The 19,401-nt window shown below is 63.7% G+C and carries 17 protein-coding genes; 3 read left to right on the top strand and 14 right to left on the bottom strand.

All coding sequences use genetic code 11. The features are described from left to right. Positions 1 to 8 precede the first annotated feature (8 nt). Complete coding sequence (locus tag J2X54_RS09360; RefSeq protein WP_019922489.1) at positions 9 to 695, top strand: hydrolase; 687 nt, start codon at positions 9 to 11, stop codon at positions 693 to 695. Positions 696 to 699: 4 nt separating this feature from the next. Here J2X54_RS09360 and J2X54_RS09355 read toward each other — a convergent pair whose 3' ends face one another. The 12 genes from J2X54_RS09355 to J2X54_RS09300 form a co-directional block, all read right to left on the bottom strand. Next, positions 700 to 1,347: a response regulator transcription factor gene (locus tag J2X54_RS09355; protein WP_310180004.1), complete on the bottom strand. Its 648-nt coding sequence runs from the start codon at positions 1,345 to 1,347 to the stop codon at positions 700 to 702. Beyond that, positions 1,344 to 2,168: a HAMP domain-containing sensor histidine kinase gene (locus tag J2X54_RS09350; protein WP_310180003.1), complete on the bottom strand. Its 825-nt coding sequence runs from the start codon at positions 2,166 to 2,168 to the stop codon at positions 1,344 to 1,346. Before J2X54_RS09350 ends, J2X54_RS09355 begins: the two co-directional genes overlap by 4 nt. Before the next feature lie 5 nt (positions 2,169 to 2,173). Then, positions 2,174 to 2,719: a Dps family protein gene (locus J2X54_RS09345; protein WP_070246820.1), complete on the bottom strand. Its 546-nt coding sequence runs from the start codon at positions 2,717 to 2,719 to the stop codon at positions 2,174 to 2,176. 131 nt (positions 2,720 to 2,850) lie between these two features. Further along, positions 2,851 to 3,693, bottom strand: coding sequence for an alpha/beta hydrolase (locus J2X54_RS09340; RefSeq protein ID WP_310180002.1), 843 nt, complete (start codon positions 3,691 to 3,693; stop codon positions 2,851 to 2,853). Positions 3,694 to 3,787: 94 nt separating this feature from the next. Next, complete coding sequence (locus J2X54_RS09335) at positions 3,788 to 3,955, bottom strand: hypothetical protein (protein ID WP_167359033.1); 168 nt, start codon at positions 3,953 to 3,955, stop codon at positions 3,788 to 3,790. Positions 3,956 to 3,972: 17 nt separating this feature from the next. Beyond that, entirely contained in the window at positions 3,973 to 4,944 is a 972-nt protein-coding gene (locus tag J2X54_RS09330; protein ID WP_310180000.1) for an MBL fold metallo-hydrolase, read from the bottom strand. Positions 4,945 to 5,054: 110 nt separating this feature from the next. After that, the gene (locus J2X54_RS09325; protein ID WP_070246817.1) at positions 5,055 to 5,330 is read right to left on the bottom strand and encodes a hypothetical protein; all 276 of its coding nucleotides are present in this window, start codon (positions 5,328 to 5,330) and stop codon (positions 5,055 to 5,057) included. Between the two features lie 87 nt (positions 5,331 to 5,417). Continuing rightward, a complete protein-coding gene (locus tag J2X54_RS09320) occupies positions 5,418 to 7,697 on the bottom strand; it encodes a tetratricopeptide repeat protein (protein ID WP_310179999.1) in 2,280 nt (759 codons plus the stop codon). A gap of 7 nt (positions 7,698 to 7,704) precedes the next feature. Then, the gene (locus J2X54_RS09315; RefSeq protein WP_310179998.1) at positions 7,705 to 9,426 is read right to left on the bottom strand and encodes a molecular chaperone HscC; all 1,722 of its coding nucleotides are present in this window, start codon (positions 9,424 to 9,426) and stop codon (positions 7,705 to 7,707) included. Between the two features lie 74 nt (positions 9,427 to 9,500). After that, positions 9,501 to 10,133 (bottom strand): response regulator transcription factor, encoded by a 633-nt coding sequence (locus J2X54_RS09310; protein ID WP_070247360.1) that lies wholly within the window; start codon positions 10,131 to 10,133, stop codon positions 9,501 to 9,503. Between the two features lie 142 nt (positions 10,134 to 10,275). Further along, entirely contained in the window at positions 10,276 to 10,833 is a 558-nt protein-coding gene (locus J2X54_RS09305; RefSeq protein ID WP_310179996.1) for a hydrolase, read from the bottom strand. A gap of 48 nt (positions 10,834 to 10,881) precedes the next feature. After that, positions 10,882 to 12,090, bottom strand: a complete 1,209-nt coding sequence (locus J2X54_RS09300) for a hypothetical protein (protein ID WP_310179995.1) — start codon at positions 12,088 to 12,090, stop codon at positions 10,882 to 10,884. A gap of 221 nt (positions 12,091 to 12,311) precedes the next feature. On the opposite strand from J2X54_RS09300, the gene J2X54_RS09295 reads away from it, so the two are divergent. Then, complete coding sequence (locus J2X54_RS09295; RefSeq protein ID WP_310179994.1) at positions 12,312 to 15,479, top strand: NAD(P)-binding protein; 3,168 nt, start codon at positions 12,312 to 12,314, stop codon at positions 15,477 to 15,479. Between the two features lie 117 nt (positions 15,480 to 15,596). Here J2X54_RS09295 and J2X54_RS09290 read toward each other — a convergent pair whose 3' ends face one another. Together J2X54_RS09290 and asd are read right to left on the bottom strand one after the other, a co-directional pair. Continuing rightward, a complete protein-coding gene (locus J2X54_RS09290; RefSeq protein WP_310179993.1) occupies positions 15,597 to 15,908 on the bottom strand; it encodes a hypothetical protein in 312 nt (103 codons plus the stop codon). Between the two features lie 151 nt (positions 15,909 to 16,059). Further along, positions 16,060 to 16,905: an archaetidylserine decarboxylase gene (asd, locus tag J2X54_RS09285; RefSeq protein WP_310179992.1), complete on the bottom strand. Its 846-nt coding sequence runs from the start codon at positions 16,903 to 16,905 to the stop codon at positions 16,060 to 16,062. 210 nt (positions 16,906 to 17,115) lie between these two features. Between asd and J2X54_RS09280 the strand changes: the two genes are divergently transcribed. Then, on the top strand, positions 17,116 to 19,359 hold the full coding sequence (locus J2X54_RS09280) for a TonB-dependent receptor (protein WP_310179991.1): 2,244 nt from the start codon (positions 17,116 to 17,118) through the stop codon (positions 19,357 to 19,359). Positions 19,360 to 19,401: the final 42 nt, after the last annotated feature.

Below are 19,401 nucleotides of genomic sequence, written 5' to 3'. Positions count from 1 at the left end.
GAAGCATGATGATGAACCCAAAACTCGAAGTCCTGACCCCGCAAAACTCGCAGCTGATCTTCATCGACCAGCAGCCGCAAATGGCGTTCGGCGTGCAGTCGATCGACCGCCAGGTTCTGAAAAACAATACCGTTGCACTGGCCAAGGCCGCCAAGGTCTTCAATATCCCGACCACCATCACCACCGTCGAGACTGAATCGTTCTCGGGCCACACCTACCCTGAACTGCTGGACGTGTTCCCGGGCAAGGACATCCTGGAGCGTACCTCGATGAACTCGTGGGACGACCAGAAAGTACGCGACGCCCTCGCTGCCAACGGCAAAAAGAAAGTGATCGTGTCGGGCCTGTGGACGGAGGTGTGCAATACCACTTTCGCCCTGTGCGCCATGCTCGAAGGCGGTTACGAAATCTACATGGTGTCCGATGCGTCGGGCGGCACGTCGAAAGAAGCGCACGACATGGCCATGCTGCGCATGGTGCAGGCCGGCGTGATCCCGGTGACCTGGCAGCAAGTTCTGCTGGAATGGCAGCGCGACTGGGCCCACAAGGAAACCTATAACGACGTGATGGCCATCGTCAAGGAACACTCGGGCGCCTACGGCATGGGCGTGGACTACGCTTACACCATGGTGCACAAGGCCGCTTCGCGCGCCAACCCGGACCATAAAACCCTGGCGCCGGTCCCCGCAAAATAAGCAGTCAGAACGCGCTGAGCAAGCCGCGCCGGGACGCCACTGTGGCGGCCTCGGTGCGGCTTCCTACGTTGAGCTTGGCAAGAATATTGTTGACGTGGAATTTCACCGTGCCCACCTCGATGGCCGCGCTGCGGGCGATCATCTTGTTGCTCTTGCCGGTGGCCAGGTGCGCCAGGATTTCCAGTTCGCGTGGCGACAGGCGCGCCACGTCGGTCCGTTCGGCCAGCTTGCTGGCGACTTCCGGCGGCAAAAACTGGCGGCCTTGCGCCACGGCGTGGATGCACGCCACGAGTTGTTCCGGGCCGCTGTCCTTGAGCAAATACCCGCGTGCGCCCGCGCGCATGCCCCGGCGCACGTCTTCGTCGCCCTGGTAGGTGGTGAGGATGACGATGCGGGCTGCCTCATCGACCGCCAGGATCTGGCCGATGGCCTCCAGCCCGTGCATCACCGGCATGCTCAGGTCCATGATGGTCACTTGCGGACGATGCTGGCGGTACAGTTCCACCGCGCGCGCGCCGTTATCGGCTTGCCCCACCAGGGTCAGGCCGGGCGTGGCGTCCACCAGGGCGGCCAGGCCGGCCAGGATCAGCGGGTGGTCGTCGGCGATCAGGACGGTAATAAGGTCGGCGTTGGCGTCGGCATAAGTGTTCATCCGGGATGTCCTTTGAGGCTGATGTGAAAGGCGGCGCCATGCGGCTGGCGCGAGGTGGACCAGATGCGCCCGTTATGGGCCTGGACGATGGTGCGGCAGATCGCCAGCCCCAGTCCGGTACCGCCGGGCTTGGTGGAAAACAGCGGGTGGTACAGGCGCTCGGCCAGCTTGGCCGGCACGCCCACGCCGTTGTCTTCCACGCTGATGCGCACGGTGCCGGCAATATCTGCCAGCACCGAGCGCACGTGCAGCTGGCGCGGCCGGGTGTGCACGTCTTTCATCGCCTCGATGGCGTTCAGGACCAGGTTCATCATCACTTGCTGCAACTGCACGCGGTCGGCGCACAGCTGGTGGCCGTTCAGGGACAGGGCGTCGTGGACCTCGATGCCGTGCTTGTGGAATTCGGCGCGCAACATGCGCAGCACTTCGCGCAGCGCTTCATCGAGATCGAACGTGGTGGGTTCGGGATTGGTGCGGCAGGACATGCCGCGGATGCTGCGCACCACGTCGGCCGCAGTGGCGCCGGCATGGCGGATCAGCTGGAGCGCATCGCGCACCCGCTCGGTATTCTGTGATTGCAGGGACATCAGTCCGACTTCGGCCTGCAGCACGATGGCCGCCAGCGGCTGGCTGACCTCGTGCGCCAGGGAGGCGGCAAACTCGCCCATGGACGAGATGCGCGCCAGCCTGGCCAGTTCTTCCTCGGTTTCCCGCAGCGCCTCTTCCGCCTGCAGGCGGCGGGCTTTTTCGGCCAGGTAGCGACGGTACAATTGCTCGTTGTCGAGCGACTGGTCCGTCGCCAGGTCTGCAGGCGCCGGCATCGTGCCTACCTGGCGGCCTGGGTTTGCGCGGCCAGGTGTTCGCCGATGAACCAGCTGTGCAGCTCGTTGCTGCGCACGACCTGGCTGATGATCAGGTCGTTGGTGCCGTCGTCGCCGTTGTCGGCGGCAGCGCGCGCCAGCGGACGGGCTTCGATCAGGATGGTTTCATGGGCGTCCAGCAGGCCGGACAGCTGGGCTGCCGCCGTTTCGCGGCCACGCGGGGCGTTGCGCGAAATGGTCGATTCTTCCACCACGTCCTGCGCCAGGGCGAAGGTCACGCCGCCCAGGGTTTGCACGCGCTCGGCGATGGTGTCCATGATGGCGACCTGCTCGTTGTAGTGCTGGTCGAACAGCAGGTGCAACTGGTGGAAGGTAGCGCCCGACACTTGCCAGTGGGCTTTCTTGTAGGCGTCGCGGATGGCCATGGTGTGGGCCAGCAGGCGGTTCAGGGCGCGCACGCTGTGGGCGCGCGTCTCGGTCGACAGGCCGATGCGCACGTCGGTCAACGAACCGAAATCCTGCAATACTTCCTTGGTGTTTGCTTTGCTCATGATGTGCTTCCTTTAAAAAATGCTTTCTGCCTGCCGATCCATTATGGACCGGGATCGCCATGGCGCTTAGCTCCGAAAGAGTGAGGCAGAAAGTTGAACAGGGGAGGGTTTTGATTACCTCTATCGGGTGATCACGATTGCAGGAATTCCAGCAGATCGGCGTTGAGCTTGTCCTTGTGGGTGGTAGGCAGGCCGTGCGGTGCGCCTTCGTAAATCACCAGCTTGGCATCCTTGATGATCTTGGCCGAGGCCTTGCCGGCGGCGTCGATCGGCACGATCTGGTCGTCGCTGCCGTGTACCACCAGCACCGGCACGTCGATCTTTTTCAGGTCTTCGGTGAAGTCGGTTTCCGAGAACTGCTTGATGCAGTCATACGCGCTCTTGATGCCGCATTGCATGCCCTGGGCCCAGAACGTATCGCGCACGCCTTCCGACACTTTCGCGCCGGGGCGGTTGTAGCCGTAGAACGGCAAGGTCAGGTCCTTGAAGAATTGCGAGCGGTCGGCCAGCACGCCGGCGCGGATGCCGTCGAACACGTCCATCGGCAAGCCGCCCGGGTTGGTTGCGGACATGACCATTTGCGGCGGCACGGCACCCACCAGCACGGCCTTCTTGACGCGCGCGCTGCCGTGACGGCCGATGTAGCGCGCCACCTCGCCGCCACCGGTGGAGTGGCCCACCAGCGTGGCTTCCTTGATGTCGAGGGCGTTCAGCAGCGTGGCCAGGTCGTCGGCGTAGGTGTCCATATCATTGCCGCCCCAGGGCTGGCTCGACAAGCCATGGCCGCGACGGTCATGGGCGATCACGCGGTAGCCTTTGCTGGCCAGGAAGATCATCTGGTCTTCCCAGGCGTCGCTTTGCAGCGGCCAGCCATGGCTGAATACCACGGCAGGGCCGGTGCCCCAGTCCTTGAAATGGATGCGGGTGCCATCTTCGGTGATGACGCTGTCGACTGAGAGATTGCTGTTTGCCATGTTGTGACTCCTTGGTGTGGTGTGAGTGGTGACTACGAAACCAGTGTAGTGATCGCACTGTTGAAAAGCTCCTGCCAAAAGTGCAGGGCCATTGCTAACGTTTGGGTGGGGCGTCCCGTGTCACGGTGATGGCGATCGGGTCGCTGGACGGAAACGATTCGGCCAGGGCTTCGTCGAGGGCGTCCTGCTGGTGCTGCGCTGGCGTGGCGGGCGTTGCCGGCGGGTTTTCCGATGGCGCTGGCGGTTGCTTGGGCTGTTTCATACTGGGCATCTCCTCGGTTAGTTGACGGTGCCGGGCGTGCCGTCATAGTTGAACGGCAGCCAGTCGTAGGCTTTGCCGTTCTGGCGGATGCGGCCCAGGCCGGGGAAGGCGATGTGGGCGGCGCCAATCAGCGTGTGATCGTTGGCCAGCGATTGCAGCAGGCGCGCGCGGGTGGCGGCAGCGTCGGCTTCGCTGCTGTCGTACTTGACGGTCGCTTCGGGGTGTTCGAGCTGGATCGCGGTGACGTGCACAATATCGCCCCAGATCAGCAGCGTCTGGCCGGCGCTCTGCACGCGGTACATGGCGTGGCCCGGCGTGTGGCCGGGCGCCGGCAATGCTTCGATGCCGGCGTCGAGCTGGCCGAATTGTTGATAGGGCTGGTAATGCTGCGACGCCTGGTACGGCGCCACGGCCGCCTTGGCGGCATCAAAAAAGGTCGAGAGGAAGTCGGGCGCCTTGGCCTTGTTGGATGCCGACAGCCAGTAGTCCGATTCGGTTTGCGACAGGCGCAGCACGGCGTTGGGGAATACGGCTTTCCCTTGCGACATGATGCCGCCCGCGTGGTCCTTGTGCAGGTGGGTGAGCAGCACTTCGTCTACCTGCTCCGGCCGGTAGCCGGCAGCGCGCAGGTTGGTCAGCAGCTTGTTGCAGCAGTCGCCGTACAACACGCCAGCGCCGGCATCGACCAGGATCAGCTTCTTGCCGGTGTTGATCAGGAAGGCGTTGATCGAGCCTTGCACCGGCTGCGCCAGGTCGGCCTTGGCCAGGTCCTGCTTGATGATGGACGCCTCGATATGGGTCATCACCGTATCGATGGGGAACGGGTGGCTGCCATCGGAAAGGGCGGTGATTTCGAAGTCGCCCAGCATGGTGCGGTAATAGCCGGGCGCCTGGGTCTTGACCAGCGGCGCGGCGGCCTGGCTGGCCACGGCAATGAGAAGGGTGCAGGCAGCCAGCAGCGGCAGCAGCAGGGTTTTGTTGAGGTTCATGGCGGTCCTTTACGTGTCATCTTGGATGGGAAACGAGGTTCCCGATAGATGAATGGTAAAGGCCCGCGGTGGTGCTGCCACCTCCATTAAGGCGGGGCTAACGATACTGCTTAGATTTCAGTTTCCGCTTCGTCGATGGCTTCGCGCACCTCGTCGGCAAAGCCGAACTGCACGTCGTGGCCGCCCACGCCGTCCTGGTAGAAGAAGTGCACCGGTCCGTCTTCGTCGGCGACGATCCAGGCATCGACTTCGGCGCGCTGGTGGCGGTCGCCGATGCGCACGATGTCGATCTTGTGGCGCTCGCCGGGGGCGAGCAGGTTCTTGACCACGTCCTTGGTGCGGGCGGTGGCCAGCGGGACGTAGTGGGCGGTGTGGCGGTCGATCATGGCAACTCCTTGTGAATTAGGCTGCCGCGAGTGTACCGCGCGCGGGAGCCTGGCACCTCTGCCATTGGGGGAGTTCGGTGCGCCAGCTTACGGTGTGATGCCGTAGGTGGCATACTCGGCATCGATGCCGGGGTCTTGGGCCCGTGCCGCCTCGAGGTCGGCTTTGCCGGCTGCTTGCTGGCCCAGGCGCAGGCGGGCGATCCCGCGCACGAAACGGGAATTGACCTGTTCCGGTCTCAGCTTCAGGGCGTGGTCGAAGCGCTGGATGGCTTCGTCGAATTTACCCAGGCGCAGCAAGATCACGCCTTCGGTATCGAGGCGGCTGGGGGCGTCGGGCTCGTCGGCATTGGCCTTTTGAATATACGTCAACGCCGTGGGCAGGGCGGTGTTGTGGATGGCCATGATCCAGGCGAGGTTGTTGAGCCGCAGCGCGCTGTCCGCCCGGGTGCGCGCTTTCTCGAAGTCTGCGGCGGCCATGGCTGGTTTGCCGGCCATGGCATAGGTCACGCCGCGCTGCGCCAGGAAATTGATCAGGCGGTCGGTGTCGTCGGTGCGTTCCATGGCGTTTTTGTAAGTGGCGATGGCGTCGTCCAGGCGGCCGGCGTTGCGTTCCCAGTTGGCACGTGCTTGCAGCACGACCAGCTTGTCTTCGGCGAGGGCAAGGGCCGAGTCGAAGTCGCGCTGCTTGCCGGCGACGTCGCTGTCCGGGCGCAGCGTGGCGCGCTGCAGGTACAACATGTCGTCGGGCGTGGTCGCCACCCCGCGGGTCAGCACTTCCATGGCCTTGTCCTGGTGGCCGTTCCTGTTGTGGATGAGGGCCATGAGCAGGTACACGCGCGGCTTGTCGCTGAACGCCGTGAGCATCGATTCCAGCCGCTCCAGTGCTGGCGACCACTGCCGCGTATTGATCAGGACCTCGACCTGCAAGATCCGCGTGAAGTACAAGTCCTCGTCACGCGGCAGCAGCCGGTCGATATCGCGCAGCGCCTCCTGGTAATTGCCGCGATACGCCGAGATCGCCGCGCGCAGGCGCAGCAGACGCATCGAATCGGGGTCGAGTGCGGCAGCTTTTTCCAGCATGCTGTCGACCGGTTGGCGGGCGCCGCTCAGCTGCCACAGGTAGGCGCGCATGGCGTAGGCATCGGCATAGTCGGGCTTCAGGGCGATCGCCTGGTCCAGGCTTTTCATCGCCGCCTCCATCTTTCCGTCGAAGTACTGGTTTTCGGCCTGATCGACCAGGGCTTGCTCGTTGAGCGCAGCGACCGCCGGTGCGGTAGACCGGTCGCTGCCCATGTTGGACAGGGTGCGGAATGCGAAGAATACAACCACTAACAAAACCCAGACCCAATACCAGCGAAAGGTGTCGTCAACCGCTGCAGCGCTAGCGATCGCCGTGCGCTTCTGGCCCAGCAGCGCCAGCACGCGGCGCCAGGTGGGCATGTTTTCTTCCATCTTGCGCCAACTGTCGATGGCGTCGAGGTCTGCCACCATGGACAGCCAGTGCGGAAACCGAGCCATCATGCTCTCGATGACCTGCACCTGTAGCGCCAGTTCGCGCCAGGTCGGCATGGCCGGGTCGCGCAAGCGTTGCAGCAACTGCCGCTGCTGCTCGGTTTCGTGATATTCCTGCGCATCGAACAGCCCACGTTCGTCGATGGCCGTGTCGATCAACGTGCCGGCGTAGCCCAGCCCCTGCACCCGGCGGCGGTCGGCCGTCCAGCCGAAGGTATCCACGGCCGCCACCAGCAGCGCCTCGTGGCCGGGCCGCCAGCCTGCGGCCAGCAGCATCGCCACGCGCCGTTCGAACTGCTCGCGCGCGTCGATGCCGAACAGGCGCAAATCGTCCAGGCAGGCTTGCAGCGCTTGCACCCACGGCGTTTCGCTCTCGATCGGACCGTGGGCGGCGGCGGCCAGTGCGGGCAGGCGCTGGCTGAATTCTTCGAAGACGGCGTCGCCCAGTGCTTGCTGGTCTTCACCGGTGGGCCGGGCGGTGGTTGCCGGCGCACCGGTAGCGCCGGCCGCCCCGGCTGCGCCTGGCGCCGTGGTGGCTTCGGCTGTGCGGTCTTCGCCAGCCTTGACTAAGTCCGCGCCGGCGGACGATTCGGTCAATTCGATGCGGTCCACTTCGGCACCAGGCTGCGCTTCGGCCAGTTCGCGCGCCTGTCCGAGATCGTCCTCGTCATCGACAAAATACGCCGGGTTGCGCACCCCGAACAGCGCCGCTTCGTACGCCTCGCGCAGTTCCTGGAAGCCGGCCGCATCGTGCTCCTGGTCGATCAGCTTGAGCTCGCGCGCATAGGCGCGCCGGATCGCGCGCTCGTCGGCATCCCCGGCCAGTGACAGCCGCTGCAAGAATATCGGTTCCATGGCGGCCTTATTGGGGATCGTTGAGTGGCATGACGAAGCTGTCGTGCTCGATATCGTTGAGCATGGCCTCGAACTGCTTGCGCGCCGGTTCGACCACGCGCTTGTCCTGGCTGTCGAGCGCCTGCTCGAACGCCACGATCTGGGCGCCGAACCATTCCCGGCCCTGGCCGCGCATCAGCTGGTACATGCGCTCGGCGCGCGCCAGCAGGGTGCGGTGTTCGATGCGATCGCGCGGGTGGATTTTCAGTTCCGACAGCGAGATCAAGCGCTTGGCGATGTCGTCTTCCGACAGCAGGCCCGGATTGCCTTCGATGACCAGCGTGTGCACGTCGCCGGTGGCGGTGACGGTGGCCTGCACTTGCAGCAGGCCGTTGACGTCGTAGGTAAAGCGGATATCGACGCCGCTGTCGGCAATCGCGCCGCCGGCCAGTTTGACTTTCAGGCTGCCGAGCAGGATGTTATCGCGCGTCAGGCGCGCCTCGCCCTGGAACACGCGCAGCGCCAGCCATTTCTGCTTGTCGCTTACCGGGTGGTACTGCTTGACGCGGCTGACCGGCACCGCCGTGTTGCGCTCGATGATGGGATCGAAATGGCCGGCAGCGAAATTGCGCTCGCCGATCTGCATCGACACCTCGATGCCCAGCGAGTAGGGCGCCACATCGGTCATCACCACTTCGTCGAGCGCGGCGTCGCGCATTTTCAGGCCGGCCTGCACCGCCGCGCCCAGCGCCACCACCTCGTCGGGATTGATGTCGCAGGCGGGAAAGCGGCCGAACATGCGCGCCACCAGCTTGCGCACCACCGGCATGCGGGTGGCGCCGCCAGCGAGCACGATGTTGTCGAGTTCGGAGATTTTCAGGTTGGCGTCGCGCAGCGCGCGTTCGATCGGATCGCGCAGGCGGCGCAGCAGCACAGTGCACACCTGTTCCAGCGCGGCTTCGTCAAGCGCCAGCGTGTACTGGGTGTCGCTGTGATGAATCTCGATGCTGGCGCTGGCCGACTCGCTCAGCGCACGCTTGGCGCGTTCGCACGAGGCCAGCAGGCGCTGCATGAAATAGGCGTCGCTCTTGAGCGTGGCCGGCAGCTGGTGGTGCGCCAGGAAGTGATCGACCAGGGCCAGCACGAAGTCTTCGCCGCCGAGCATATTGTCACCGGCCGAGGCGCGCACTTCCATCACGCCGTCAAACAGGTCGAGGACCGACACGTCGAAGGTGCCGCCACCGAGGTCGAAGACCAGGAAGCGGGTTTCGGCATCGCGCTGGTGGATGCCGTAGGCCAGCGCGGCGGCGGTCGGCTCGTTCAGCAGCCTGTCCACCTTCAGTCCGGCCAGCTGCCCGGCCGCGCGCGTGGCCTTGCGCTGGCTGTCGGAAAAGTAGGCCGGCACGGTGATGATGGCTTCCGTGATGGGCTGGCCCAGCGCCGCCTCGGCGTCTTCCTTGAGCGAGCGCAGGATCAGCGCCGACAATTCCTCGGGCCGGAAATCGCGCTGGCCCAGCCGCAGCGTGCGGTCGCTGCCCATGTAGCGCTTGAACACGGCAGCGGTGCGGTCGGGATGGGTTTGCAGCCGTTCGCGGGCAGCCCGGCCGACGAGGATGGTGCCATCCTCGTCGACACTGACACACGAAGGCGTCAGGATTTCTCCCAGGCTGTTGGGGATCAGGCGCGCGGCGCCTTTTTCCCATACTGCGATCAAGCTGTTGGTGGTGCCTAAATCTATCCCGACGATCATTATTAGTGCTCAGCAAAAATAGTTATGCTAGCACAAGTTGTAAACTTTGAAACGGTGTTGTTGCCCTGTGAAGATCAGGAGAAATGCACCAGGCCACGTCGCGCCGCCACCATGGCCGCCTCGGTACGGGTACAAACGTTGAGCTTGGACATGATGCTCTTGACGTGGAACTTGACGGTGCCAACGCCGATGCCAGCGGCGCGGGCGATCACCTTGTTGCTCATGCCGGTGGCCAGGTGGCCGAGGATGTCGCGTTCGCGCGGGGTCAGCTGGTTGCCGTGGATGCGGCTGGCAAGCTTGATCGCCATTTCCGGCATCATGTATTTTTTACCGGACAGCACGGTGTGGATGCAGGCCATCAGGTCGTCGAGCGGCGCGCTCTTGGCCATGTAGGCGCTGGCGCCGGCGCGCATGCCGCGGTCGGCTTCGTCCTCGCCTTCGTGCCCGCTGAGGATGATGATCTTGGCACCGGGGTGGCGCGCGCTGATGCGGCCGATCGCTTCGATGCCGTCGCAGTCGGGCATGTTCAGGTCCATCAGCAGCAGGTCCGGTTGCAGGCGGTCGCACATTTCCATCGCCTGCATGCCGGTGGCCGCCTGGCCCAGCAGTTTGAACGCGTCCTGCTTTTCGATCAGCGACGCCATGCCGGCGCGGATCAGCGGGTGAACGTCGGCGATAACGATGGATGCGGAAGTCAAGGTATTCATGGTCGTGCTCCTCGTGTGGTTGGATGAGCACATTCTCCGCAAAGCCGCCGGTTACGGATAGTTATACAAAGGTATGGTGAATCGGTTAAAAAGGTTAAACCCACCACGGCGCTTACCCTAAAGGGTGAGTGCCGCCTGTCCCTCAAGCACTCGTCGCCGGTTTCAGCGCCTGGTATCGTTCGAGGAAAAGTTCGTAAGCCCGCTCCGGCCCCACCGGCACGATGGTCGTTGCGGCTGGTGGCGGCAGGTGGCCCCATTCCATCCAGGCCGGCGGCAGCAGGTCGCGCAGTTCGGTGGCCATGCACACCAGGTCGGCGTGCTTGATGGCGGGCACCTCGTCGTTGAATTCAAAGCGCTTGCGCAGCGCCTGCTTGACGGGATGCAGGCGTTCTTTGACATAGTCCCGGCCGAGCATCACCTTGACCGGCGACGGCCAGTCCCCGAGGAATTCCTCGCAGTCGTGCATCAGCGCGGCGTATGCGTGTTCGGGCGCCACCAGGCGCGAGCACATGATCGAATGTTCGGCCACCGAGTACCAGGGCCGGGCAGCGCCGCCCCAGCGCGGCTGCGAAGCGAGGCACAGCGCAATGTCGGTGATGGGCATACCGGTGGCGTCGGGCGCCAGCAGGCTGAGGACGAAGCCGGAGGGCAGCAGGATCGAGGTCCTGCCATCGGGTTTCTGGTGGTCGTGATCAGTCATCGCCAGATCGTACACCAGCAGCCGGCAATTCTATTTCACGATTAAAACCTAGGCCTGGCCGAGCAGATCACGCACCTGGCGATAACTCGACGCGGCAGCATTACCGGCCTGGAGCGTGGCGATGATTGCCGCTGCCGGATTCGGTTTGGCGGTTTGAATCTTGCCGAGGTAGTCGGTCAAGAGCTCGCGGTAGGCGGCCAGGTCGGTGATCTCCTTGTCGCCGTAGTGGCCTTTGACCGGGGTGTTGACCGCCTTGCCGCTTTCCGACAGGAGCTTGGTTATCTCCATGACGTTCTTCACCCCATCCTGTGACAGGCCCTCGATTTGCGGCAGGATGTAATAGATCGGGCCGGTCGGCTGGGTTTTCTGGGGGACGGGGATACCCGCCGATTCCATGAACTTCTCCATTTCCTCGCGCGCCTTGTTGCCCTCCGCCCGCACCCTGGCGATTTCCGCCTTGATCTCGGGCGTCTGTACTACGGGTTTGGCCAGGTATTTCTCGTTCTTGCCAGTCGCAAAATAGACGCCGCGTGGTTGCACAGCCGGTGCCGTGCCAGGCGCGGCGGCATCGTTCGATACCGTGGCAGGTTGGGCCCAGAACGGGTGCAGCGGTATCGGTGCAGGCTTCACTTCTCCGCTTTTAAGCTTGCCCATGTAGTCAGTCAAGATGGCTTGATAGGCGGTCAGGTCGGTAATTTCCTGCTCACCGTAGCGCCCTCTGACCGGGGTGTTAACCGCCTTGCCACTTTCCGCAAGCAGCTTGGTCATCTCCATCACATTCTCTGCGCCGTCCAACCAAAGATCGTCGATTTGCGGCAGGATGTAATAGATCGGGCCGGTCGGCTGGGTTTTCTGCGGGACGGGGATACCCGCAGATTCCATGAACTTCTCCATTTCCTCGCGCGCCTTGTTGCCTTCCGCCCGCACCCTGGCGATTTCCGCCTTGATCTCGGGCGTCTGTACTACGGGTTTGGCCAGGTATTTCTCGTTCTTGCCAGTCGCAAAATAGACGCCGCGTGGCTGCTTAGCGGATGGTGCGCCTGGTGTGCCGGGATCGTTCGCTACCACAGGGGTATTTGCCTGTGACGGCGGCGCTACGGGACTCGCCGCTTCTCGCGCGAACGCCACTTTTTGCTCGACCGCCAGGTTCGCTGGTTGGGCGACGACCGTCGGGTGCTGGTCAGCGCTTTTGACCGCAGCGCGCACCGGTGTTGTAAATGTCACGCTTGGGCTGATGCTGCCGGAAATTGTCGTCATGGTTCGTTCCTTTTTTCAGTACGCTGGCGCTGCCGGGTGGTCGCCATTAAACAGACTCATGTGTGTTTTATCGACAACATGCGCGGTAACTTTAAGGTCGCGGTGTTAAAAACTCAACGGTTTGATCCGGTCGAACGTGCTGAACAGCAAATTAATTTTGGGCAATATAAAGTTTTGCCTTACACTAAAAAGCCTGTTCTTCTTTTAATATGGATTAGCAAATGGCAACACGGCCTCCCTATATTTACCAAGGCGGTTCGGCGCTGATGCACTCGCCGCTGCAACTGAAGAACGCCGAGATGGTCGGCTTCTTCATCAAGGGCGACAGTGCCCGCCTGCAGGCCACGCTCGACGACACGCTCAACCGCGTGGCCGGCGCACGCATGCGCTTCAAGGCCATTTCACCGTATGTGCTCACCACATTTACGCGTGTTAACCACGCCAATTCGGCCGTCCCGGTGGACCAGGCCAAGGGCTGGATCACCGAGATCGACATCGTCACCTGGATCATGGTGGGCGCCATGGACGCCGAGGGCGAACTGGCCCACATCTACTACTACCCGGCGCATATTTTTGTCGATGACGGCATGGCGCTGATCAACGGCCGCGAACTGTTCGGCTATCCGAAATACCTGTGCGAGTACGAGATTCCCACGGCGGGCGCCGAGCCGCTGCGCTGTGCGGTCGCCGCCAAGGGCTTTCACCCGTTTTCGCCTGAAACGCGCATCGCCATGCACCCGTTATTGGAGGTCAACGCCACCGAAAAGACCGGCATCGAAAAACCCGTGCACAGCGTGCTCGATCTGATCGAAGAGGCGCTCGAACTGTTCCTGTCCATCCCCGATTTCTTCAACCTCGACGTGGCCGGCTGGGACGACATCATTTCGCTCCTGCGCAACCCGCGCATCGACCAGATTTTCCTGAAACAGTTCCCGGACAGCGCCGGCGTCAAGGCCGTGTACCAGGCTATCCTGGCCGCACCCGCCACGGTCGAAAAAATCCACGGCGGCAAGCTGCTCGGCTACGAATACCAGGCCGTGCTGCACGCGTTCGACAGCTTCCCGCTCGACCAGACTCTCGGTTTCAAGCTCGGTGCGCAAGACGCCATCCTGCCGTTCAACCTCAACTTCGATTTCACCGCCCAGCCGGGTGAGGAACTGGTCGACAACTCGACCATCGCGCCGCAAAAGATCGCCGTGCTCGGCGGCGGCGTGTCGGCCATGACCGCTGCCTACTACCTGAGCGACCAGCCGGGCTGGCAGAACAACTACGACATCACCGTGTACCAGCAAGGCTGGCGCCTGGGCGGCAAGGGCGCCAGCGGGCGCAACGCCCAATACGGCCAGCGCATCGAGGAACACGGCCTGCACATCTGGTTCGGCTTCTACACCAACGCCTTCAAAATGATCAAGCAGGCGTATGGCAGCCTCAATCGCCCGGCCGGCGCGCCGCTGGCCACCTGGCAGGATGCCTTCAAGCAGCACGACTACGTGGCGCTGTCGGAAGACGTGGGCGGCCACTGGCGCAACTGGTCGATCGTGTTTCCGACCCTGCCGGGCGTGCCGGGCGAGGGCGACCAGGAGATCACCTTGTGGCAGCTGGCGGTGGCCATGGTCGGCTGGATCGAAAAATGGATCAAGAGCCTCGACCGCCTGACCGAGGCGCTGGACCTGGAAGACCACCCTCACCACACTGGCATCGTGCCCGACTGGCTGTATCACCTGGCCGAGGGCGTGGCCAATACCGTCGGCGAGCTGGCCGAAGATTTCAAACTGCTGGGCAGTGCCTTGTCCGGCATGGTGGCCAACCTGTCGCCCGATACGCGCCGCCACACCGAGCTCGAGCACCATGCGCTGGCCGGCGTGATGGCCGGCGTGCGCACGCGCCTGCACAGCCGCTACGGCACGCTGCTGGCGCGCGCCGACAGCGGCAAGCCAGGTGGCAAGGGCGGCGCCGGCGCCGACATCATGGACGACGTGCGCCGCCTGTTCATTTGCATCGACCTGGGCACCACGGTCATGAAAGGCGTGTTCGATGACGGCGTGATCAGGAACGGCTTCGACGTGATCAACGACATCGACTTCCGCGCCTGGCTGCGCAAGCACGGCGGCCACGAAGAACTGTCGGTCAACTCGGCGCCGGTGCGCGGCTTTTACGACCTGGTGTTCGCCTACGAGGGCGGCGACTTCGGCAAGCCGAACATCGAGGCCGGCACGCTGCTGCGGTCCATGGCGCGCATCGGCCTGTGCTACAAGGGGGGCATCATGTTCAAGATGCAGGCCGGCATGGGCGACGTGGTGTTTACGCCGCTGTACGAGGCGCTGGTGGCGCGCGGCGTCAAGTTCAAGTTTTTCCACAAGGTCGAGGAACTGGTGCCCGACGGTGCGCAGATCGGCAGCATCCGCATGACCGAACAGGTCACCATGGCCGCCGCCGGCGACGATTACTACCCGCTGGTGGACGTCAAGGGCCTGGCCTGCTGGCCCAGCCAGCCGCTCTACAGCCAACTCGATCCTGACCAGGCCGAGCTGCTGCAAGTGAAAGAGATCAACCTCGAATCGCATTGGACCGACTGGCCGCAGCAGTACCAGGAACGCTTCGGCAAGCCGCTGCCCACGCATACGCTCAGGCGCGGCGTCGATTTCGACCAGGTGGTGTTCGGCATTTCGATCGGTTCGCTGCCGGCGCTGTGCCCGCAGCTGCTGGCGCAAAGCCCGGCGCTGCTGGCCACGTCCGAGCACGTGAAAACGGTGGCCACGCAGGCCTACCAGGTGTGGCTGGACAAGGACCTCACGCAGATGGGCTGGAGCCACCAGCCGGGTGGCCAGCAGCCGGTGCTCAGCGGCTTTACCGAGCCATACGACACCTGGGCGCCGATGGACCAGCTGCTGGTGCGCGAGGACTGGCCGGCCGGGGCCGAGCCGCGCAACGTCTCGTACTTCTGCAGCGCGCTGACGGTAAGCGACTACCCGCCGGCCACCGATACCGGTTTTCCGGCGCGCATGGCGCTGCAGGCGAAGGATGGCGCGATCAACCAGCTGAGCGGCGAGATCGCGGCGCTGTGGTCGGCGGCGGGGCCGGCCGGCGCCTTCCCATGGCAGTGGCTGGTCGATGGCACCGGCGCTACTGGCGTGCAGCGTTTCGACGCCCAGTACTGGCGGGCGAACGTCGATCCGTCGGAGCGTTACGTGATGTCGGTGGTAGGCAGTACGAAATACCGGCTGCGCACCGACCAGTCGGGCTTTGGCAACCTGTTCCTGACCGGCGACTGGATCAAAACCGGCCTCAATGCCGGTTGCGTGGAGGCGGCGGTAATGGCAGGCATGCAGGCCGCGCGCGCAATCAGCGGCTACCCGCTTGATATTGATGGAGAAACAGACTTTATTTGAAGGGAAAAAGAGGCGCGGTGTGGCTAAATCGTTAGCTTAAGAGCCGTCATTCCCGCGCAGGCGGGAATCCATGCTGAGCGTCACAATGACGCGCCGTATGTCGACGGCTCTGGCAACTCAACGGCTCTTGCCACTATGGCTATCGGCCCGGGCGCCAGCTGCGTTGTAGCGATGCGTGGTTTGCGCGGCTGCCGCAGCGGCGTCCTGCTTGCTGTCGTGGTAGCTGCGGCCCAGGTTGCCCTGGCGTACGCTCTGCTCGGAGCGCGCGGGCTGGCGGCCGTGCTGCTCGTGGTTGGTCGTGGGGTTGTCGTTGCCGGGATGGCCCACGGCGTGGTTGCCGCTCTCGGACATGCCCTGTTCCATCGGATCGTAATCGTCGTGCGGCATATTGGCGCCGGGTTTGAAACCGCGTTTGTTCGCTTGGCTCATGATAATTCTCCTGGAAGTGCGGGACTGATCACGTTGATTTAACATTCTCATTGCCCGAACTCACAGTGTAAGCCGCGCTGAAGCGCGGGCGCGTAGGTGCACACGCCGTTCCCTTGTAGGAAGCTTCGTCAGGAAACTATCGTGCAGATTGTCAGGCCAGCGTGGCCATCACCTCACCCAGGCGCACCGGGCCGGCCGGCTGCCATGCCGGATTGAAACGCAGCGTGTCTTTCGGAAACAACATCACCACGGTGGAGCCGAGCAGGAAACGGCCCAGCTCGTCGCCTTTTTTCAGCACGATGTTCTTGTCGTCATAAGTCCACTCGGTGACCTTGGGCAGGCGCGGCGGATTGACCAGGCCGTGCCAGGCAGTCGCCATGCTGCCGACGATGGTGGCGCCCACCAGCGTCATCACGAACGGCCCGTGGGCCGTCTCGAACACGCACACCACGCGCTCGTTGCGGGCGAACAGGCCGGGGATGCCGCGCGCGGTCGTGGGATTGACCGAGAACAGCTCGCCCGGTACATAGATCATGCGGGTGAGCTTGCCATCGACCGGCATGTGGATGCGGTGGTAGTCGCGCGGGCTCAGGTACAGGTTGGCAAAGCTGCCATGTTGAAACTTGGCGGCCAGCGCCGCATCGCCGCCGACCAGCGCGGTGGTCGTAAACTTGTGGCCCTTGGCCTGGAAAATCTGGTCGTCCTCGATGGCGCCGAACTGGCTGATGCGGCCGTCAACCGGGCAGACGAACGCGGCGTCGGCCAGCGGCCGGGCATCCGGGCGCAAGGCACGGGTGAAGAACTCGTTGAAGCTCGCGTAACTGGCGATGTCCGGATTCAAGGCCTCGCCCATGTTGACGTCGTAACGGCCCACGAACCAGCGTATCAGGCGAGTGGTCATGGCGCCGCCCTTGGCGCCGGCCACGCGGCCGGCGAAGTTGGTCAGCGCTCCCTTGGGAAGCAGGTATTGGGGCAAAACGGCTAGGCGGTCGGACACGATGGCATTCCAATAACGAAGGGACGATCGCGCATTATAAACGCATCGCCAGTGTTGTAGCGAAGTCACGCTGGGGTAAGATTTTTACCAATCGGCATGACGAAATTTCGCCAAAGTGTCGCATCGAAGACATTGCGCCAGGGGAAGTCATCAATGTTTAACTTGGGCAATGCATAATGTCACATCCCATCGTTTTCCTACTGCCTACCCATGTCCAAGCCCGCCTTGCGCCCGATCGCCGCAGCCATTGCTTCCCTTTCCTTGTTGCTTGCCGCCGACGCGGCCCACGCCGACGACGCACCTGACGTCGTCAAGGCCAAGCTCGTCACTGCAGCGACACCGGCCATGCAGATGGTGACGATCAAGGGCAGCGCTGCCACCTACGACGCGCGGCGCGACGACACTGCCAGCAAGGTGGTGGTCAACAGCGAAGAAATCCAGAAATACGGCGACACCTCGGTCAACGACGTGCTCAAGCGCCTGCCCGGCATTACCGTTGGCGGCGCGGCCGGCCGTGGCGGCGGCGAAATCCGCATGCGCGGGCTCGGCGCCGGCTACACCCAAATCCTGATCAACGGCGAAAAAGCGCCGGCCGGCTTCTCGATCGACAACCTGGCGCCCGACGTGATCGAGCGCATCGAGGTGCTGCGCGCGGCCAGCGCCGAGTTCTCCACCCAGTCGATTGCCGGCACCATCAATATCGTGCTGAAGAAAACGGTACAGCTCGACCAGCACGTGTTCAAGCTCAGCGGCGCCAAGGGCAGCACTTTCAGCTCGCCGAGCGCCAGCATCCAGTGGTCGGACCGTGATGGCGCCATGTCGTATTCGATGGGCGCCAATGCCTGGCGCTACCAGTACGACCGCACCACGCCCAGCTATGAAACCGGCACCGATGCGGCCGGCGTGGCCGATGTGGCCCGCGCGTCCACCTGGTCCGACCACGGCCGCTCCGACGGCTTCAACCTGTCGCCGCGCATCAACTGGGCGCTGGGCGACGGCGACACGCTGACCTGGCAGACTTTTATCAACTACAACACCTTCTCCAGCGACAGCCAGAGCCTGACCAGCGTGGAACTGGCCGCCGACCCCGGCCCCGACTACGACCGCATCGACGGCAATTTCAACAGCCACAACGGCTTTGCCCGCACCGACCTCAACTGGGTAAAGCAGTTGCAAGAGGGCGCCAAGCTCGACGCCAAGTTCGGCGTCAACGGCCTGCGTAACAACTCCGACAGTTTCAACCTGGGCAGCAAAGAGGGACGGGCGCCGACGCTCGAGCGCACGGTGGCGTCCAAAACCACCGAGCAGGGCTTCAGCAGCCAGGGCAAGTATTCGCGGCCGCTGGTGCTGGGCGCAGCCCACGACGGCGAGCAGGCGCCCGAGCACGCGCTGTCGCTGGGCTGGGACGTGGGTGTGACCGACCGCGACGACCACCGCCGCCAGCGCGAAGCGCCGATCGCGGGCAGCAATCCGACCAACCTCGACGAGGACTTCTCCGCCCGCATTACCCGCGTGGCGCTGTTCGGCCAGGACGAGTGGAATATCACCGCACGCTGGTCGATGTACGCCGGCGTGCGCTGGGAGGGCTACCAGACCGAGATCGACGGCGCCGGCTTCGACCCGGTCAGCCAGCGTTCCAGCGTGCTCAGCCCGCTGTTCCAGACCCTGTACAAGCTGCCCAACAAGAAGGATCAATTGCGCCTGGCGCTGACCCGGACCTACAAGGCGCCGGCCACCGCCAACATGGTGCCGCGCAATTTCATCTCGGCCAACAACAGCCGACTCGACCCCGACCGCCGTGGCAACCCGCGCCTCAAACCCGAGGTGGCGTTGGGGCTCGACGCGTCGATCGAACATTATTTTGAAGACGGCGCCATGCTCAGCGCCAGCGCCTCGCTGCGCCAGATCGACGACTATACCCACAACGTGCTGATGCAGGAAGACGAGCGCTGGCTGGCGATGCAGGTCAACGATGGCCGGGCGGAAACGCGCGGCATCGAACTGGAAGCGAAGTTCCCGCTACGCACGGTGTTCGAGGCCGCCCCGGCGCTCGACGTGCGCGCCAGCGTCAGCCGCAACTGGTCACGCGTGGACAGCGTGCCGGGACCGGATAACCGACTGGACCAGCAAGTGCCACTGAGCGCCACCGTGGGCCTCGATTATAAAAGCGCCGATGGCGAACTCAGTACCGGCACCAGTTTCAGTTTCCGTAACGGCGGTTTGGCGCGCCTGACCGATAGCCAGAGCGGATACAACCCGGTGCGGCGCGATCTTGACGTATATGCGCTGTGGAAAATCGATCCCCGTAATAATGTGCGGGTGGCGGTATCGAATTTACTGGCGCAGGATTACACCACTGAATCGCTGTATGCCGATGCCCAGGGAGCCTCGGCCCGTTCCACCACCAATGCCGGAGAAACCCAGTTCCGGGTAACGGTGGAGCGCCGGTTTTAAGTTTCCTCCGCCCGATATTCATCGGGCGCGTTCCCCGGTTCA

Source organism: Duganella sp. 3397 (assembly GCF_031456625.1).
GTDB lineage: Bacteria > Pseudomonadota > Gammaproteobacteria > Burkholderiales > Burkholderiaceae_D > Rugamonas > Rugamonas phyllosphaerae.
Note: the sequence above shows the minus strand (reverse complement) of the source record. Positions and strands in the feature narration are given on the sequence as shown.

Bases quoted from the DNA above. Each gene is read 5' to 3' on its own strand.
- J2X54_RS09305 (WP_310179996.1), bottom strand. From the start codon at position 10,833: ATGACTGATCACGACCACCAGAAACCCGATGGCAGGACCTCGATCCTG.
- J2X54_RS09290 (WP_310179993.1), bottom strand. From the start codon at position 15,908: ATGAGCCAAGCGAACAAACGCGGTTTCAAACCCGGCGCCAATATGCCG.
- J2X54_RS09320 (WP_310179999.1), bottom strand. From the start codon at position 7,697: ATGGAACCGATATTCTTGCAGCGGCTGTCACTGGCCGGGGATGCCGAC.
- J2X54_RS09295 (WP_310179994.1), top strand. From the start codon at position 12,312: ATGGCAACACGGCCTCCCTATATTTACCAAGGCGGTTCGGCGCTGATG.
- J2X54_RS09310 (WP_070247360.1), bottom strand. From the start codon at position 10,133: ATGAATACCTTGACTTCCGCATCCATCGTTATCGCCGACGTTCACCCG.
- J2X54_RS09300 (WP_310179995.1), bottom strand. From the start codon at position 12,090: ATGACGACAATTTCCGGCAGCATCAGCCCAAGCGTGACATTTACAACA.
- J2X54_RS09355 (WP_310180004.1), bottom strand. From the start codon at position 1,347: ATGAACACTTATGCCGACGCCAACGCCGACCTTATTACCGTCCTGATC.
- J2X54_RS09330 (WP_310180000.1), bottom strand. From the start codon at position 4,944: ATGAACCTCAACAAAACCCTGCTGCTGCCGCTGCTGGCTGCCTGCACC.
- J2X54_RS09325 (WP_070246817.1), bottom strand. From the start codon at position 5,330: ATGATCGACCGCCACACCGCCCACTACGTCCCGCTGGCCACCGCCCGC.
- J2X54_RS09360 (WP_019922489.1), top strand. From the start codon at position 9: ATGATGAACCCAAAACTCGAAGTCCTGACCCCGCAAAACTCGCAGCTG.
- J2X54_RS09340 (WP_310180002.1), bottom strand. From the start codon at position 3,693: ATGGCAAACAGCAATCTCTCAGTCGACAGCGTCATCACCGAAGATGGC.
- J2X54_RS09280 (WP_310179991.1), top strand. From the start codon at position 17,116: ATGTCCAAGCCCGCCTTGCGCCCGATCGCCGCAGCCATTGCTTCCCTT.
- J2X54_RS09350 (WP_310180003.1), bottom strand. From the start codon at position 2,168: ATGCCGGCGCCTGCAGACCTGGCGACGGACCAGTCGCTCGACAACGAG.
- J2X54_RS09315 (WP_310179998.1), bottom strand. From the start codon at position 9,426: ATGATCGTCGGGATAGATTTAGGCACCACCAACAGCTTGATCGCAGTA.
- J2X54_RS09345 (WP_070246820.1), bottom strand. From the start codon at position 2,719: ATGAGCAAAGCAAACACCAAGGAAGTATTGCAGGATTTCGGTTCGTTG.
- J2X54_RS09335 (WP_167359033.1), bottom strand. From the start codon at position 3,955: ATGAAACAGCCCAAGCAACCGCCAGCGCCATCGGAAAACCCGCCGGCA.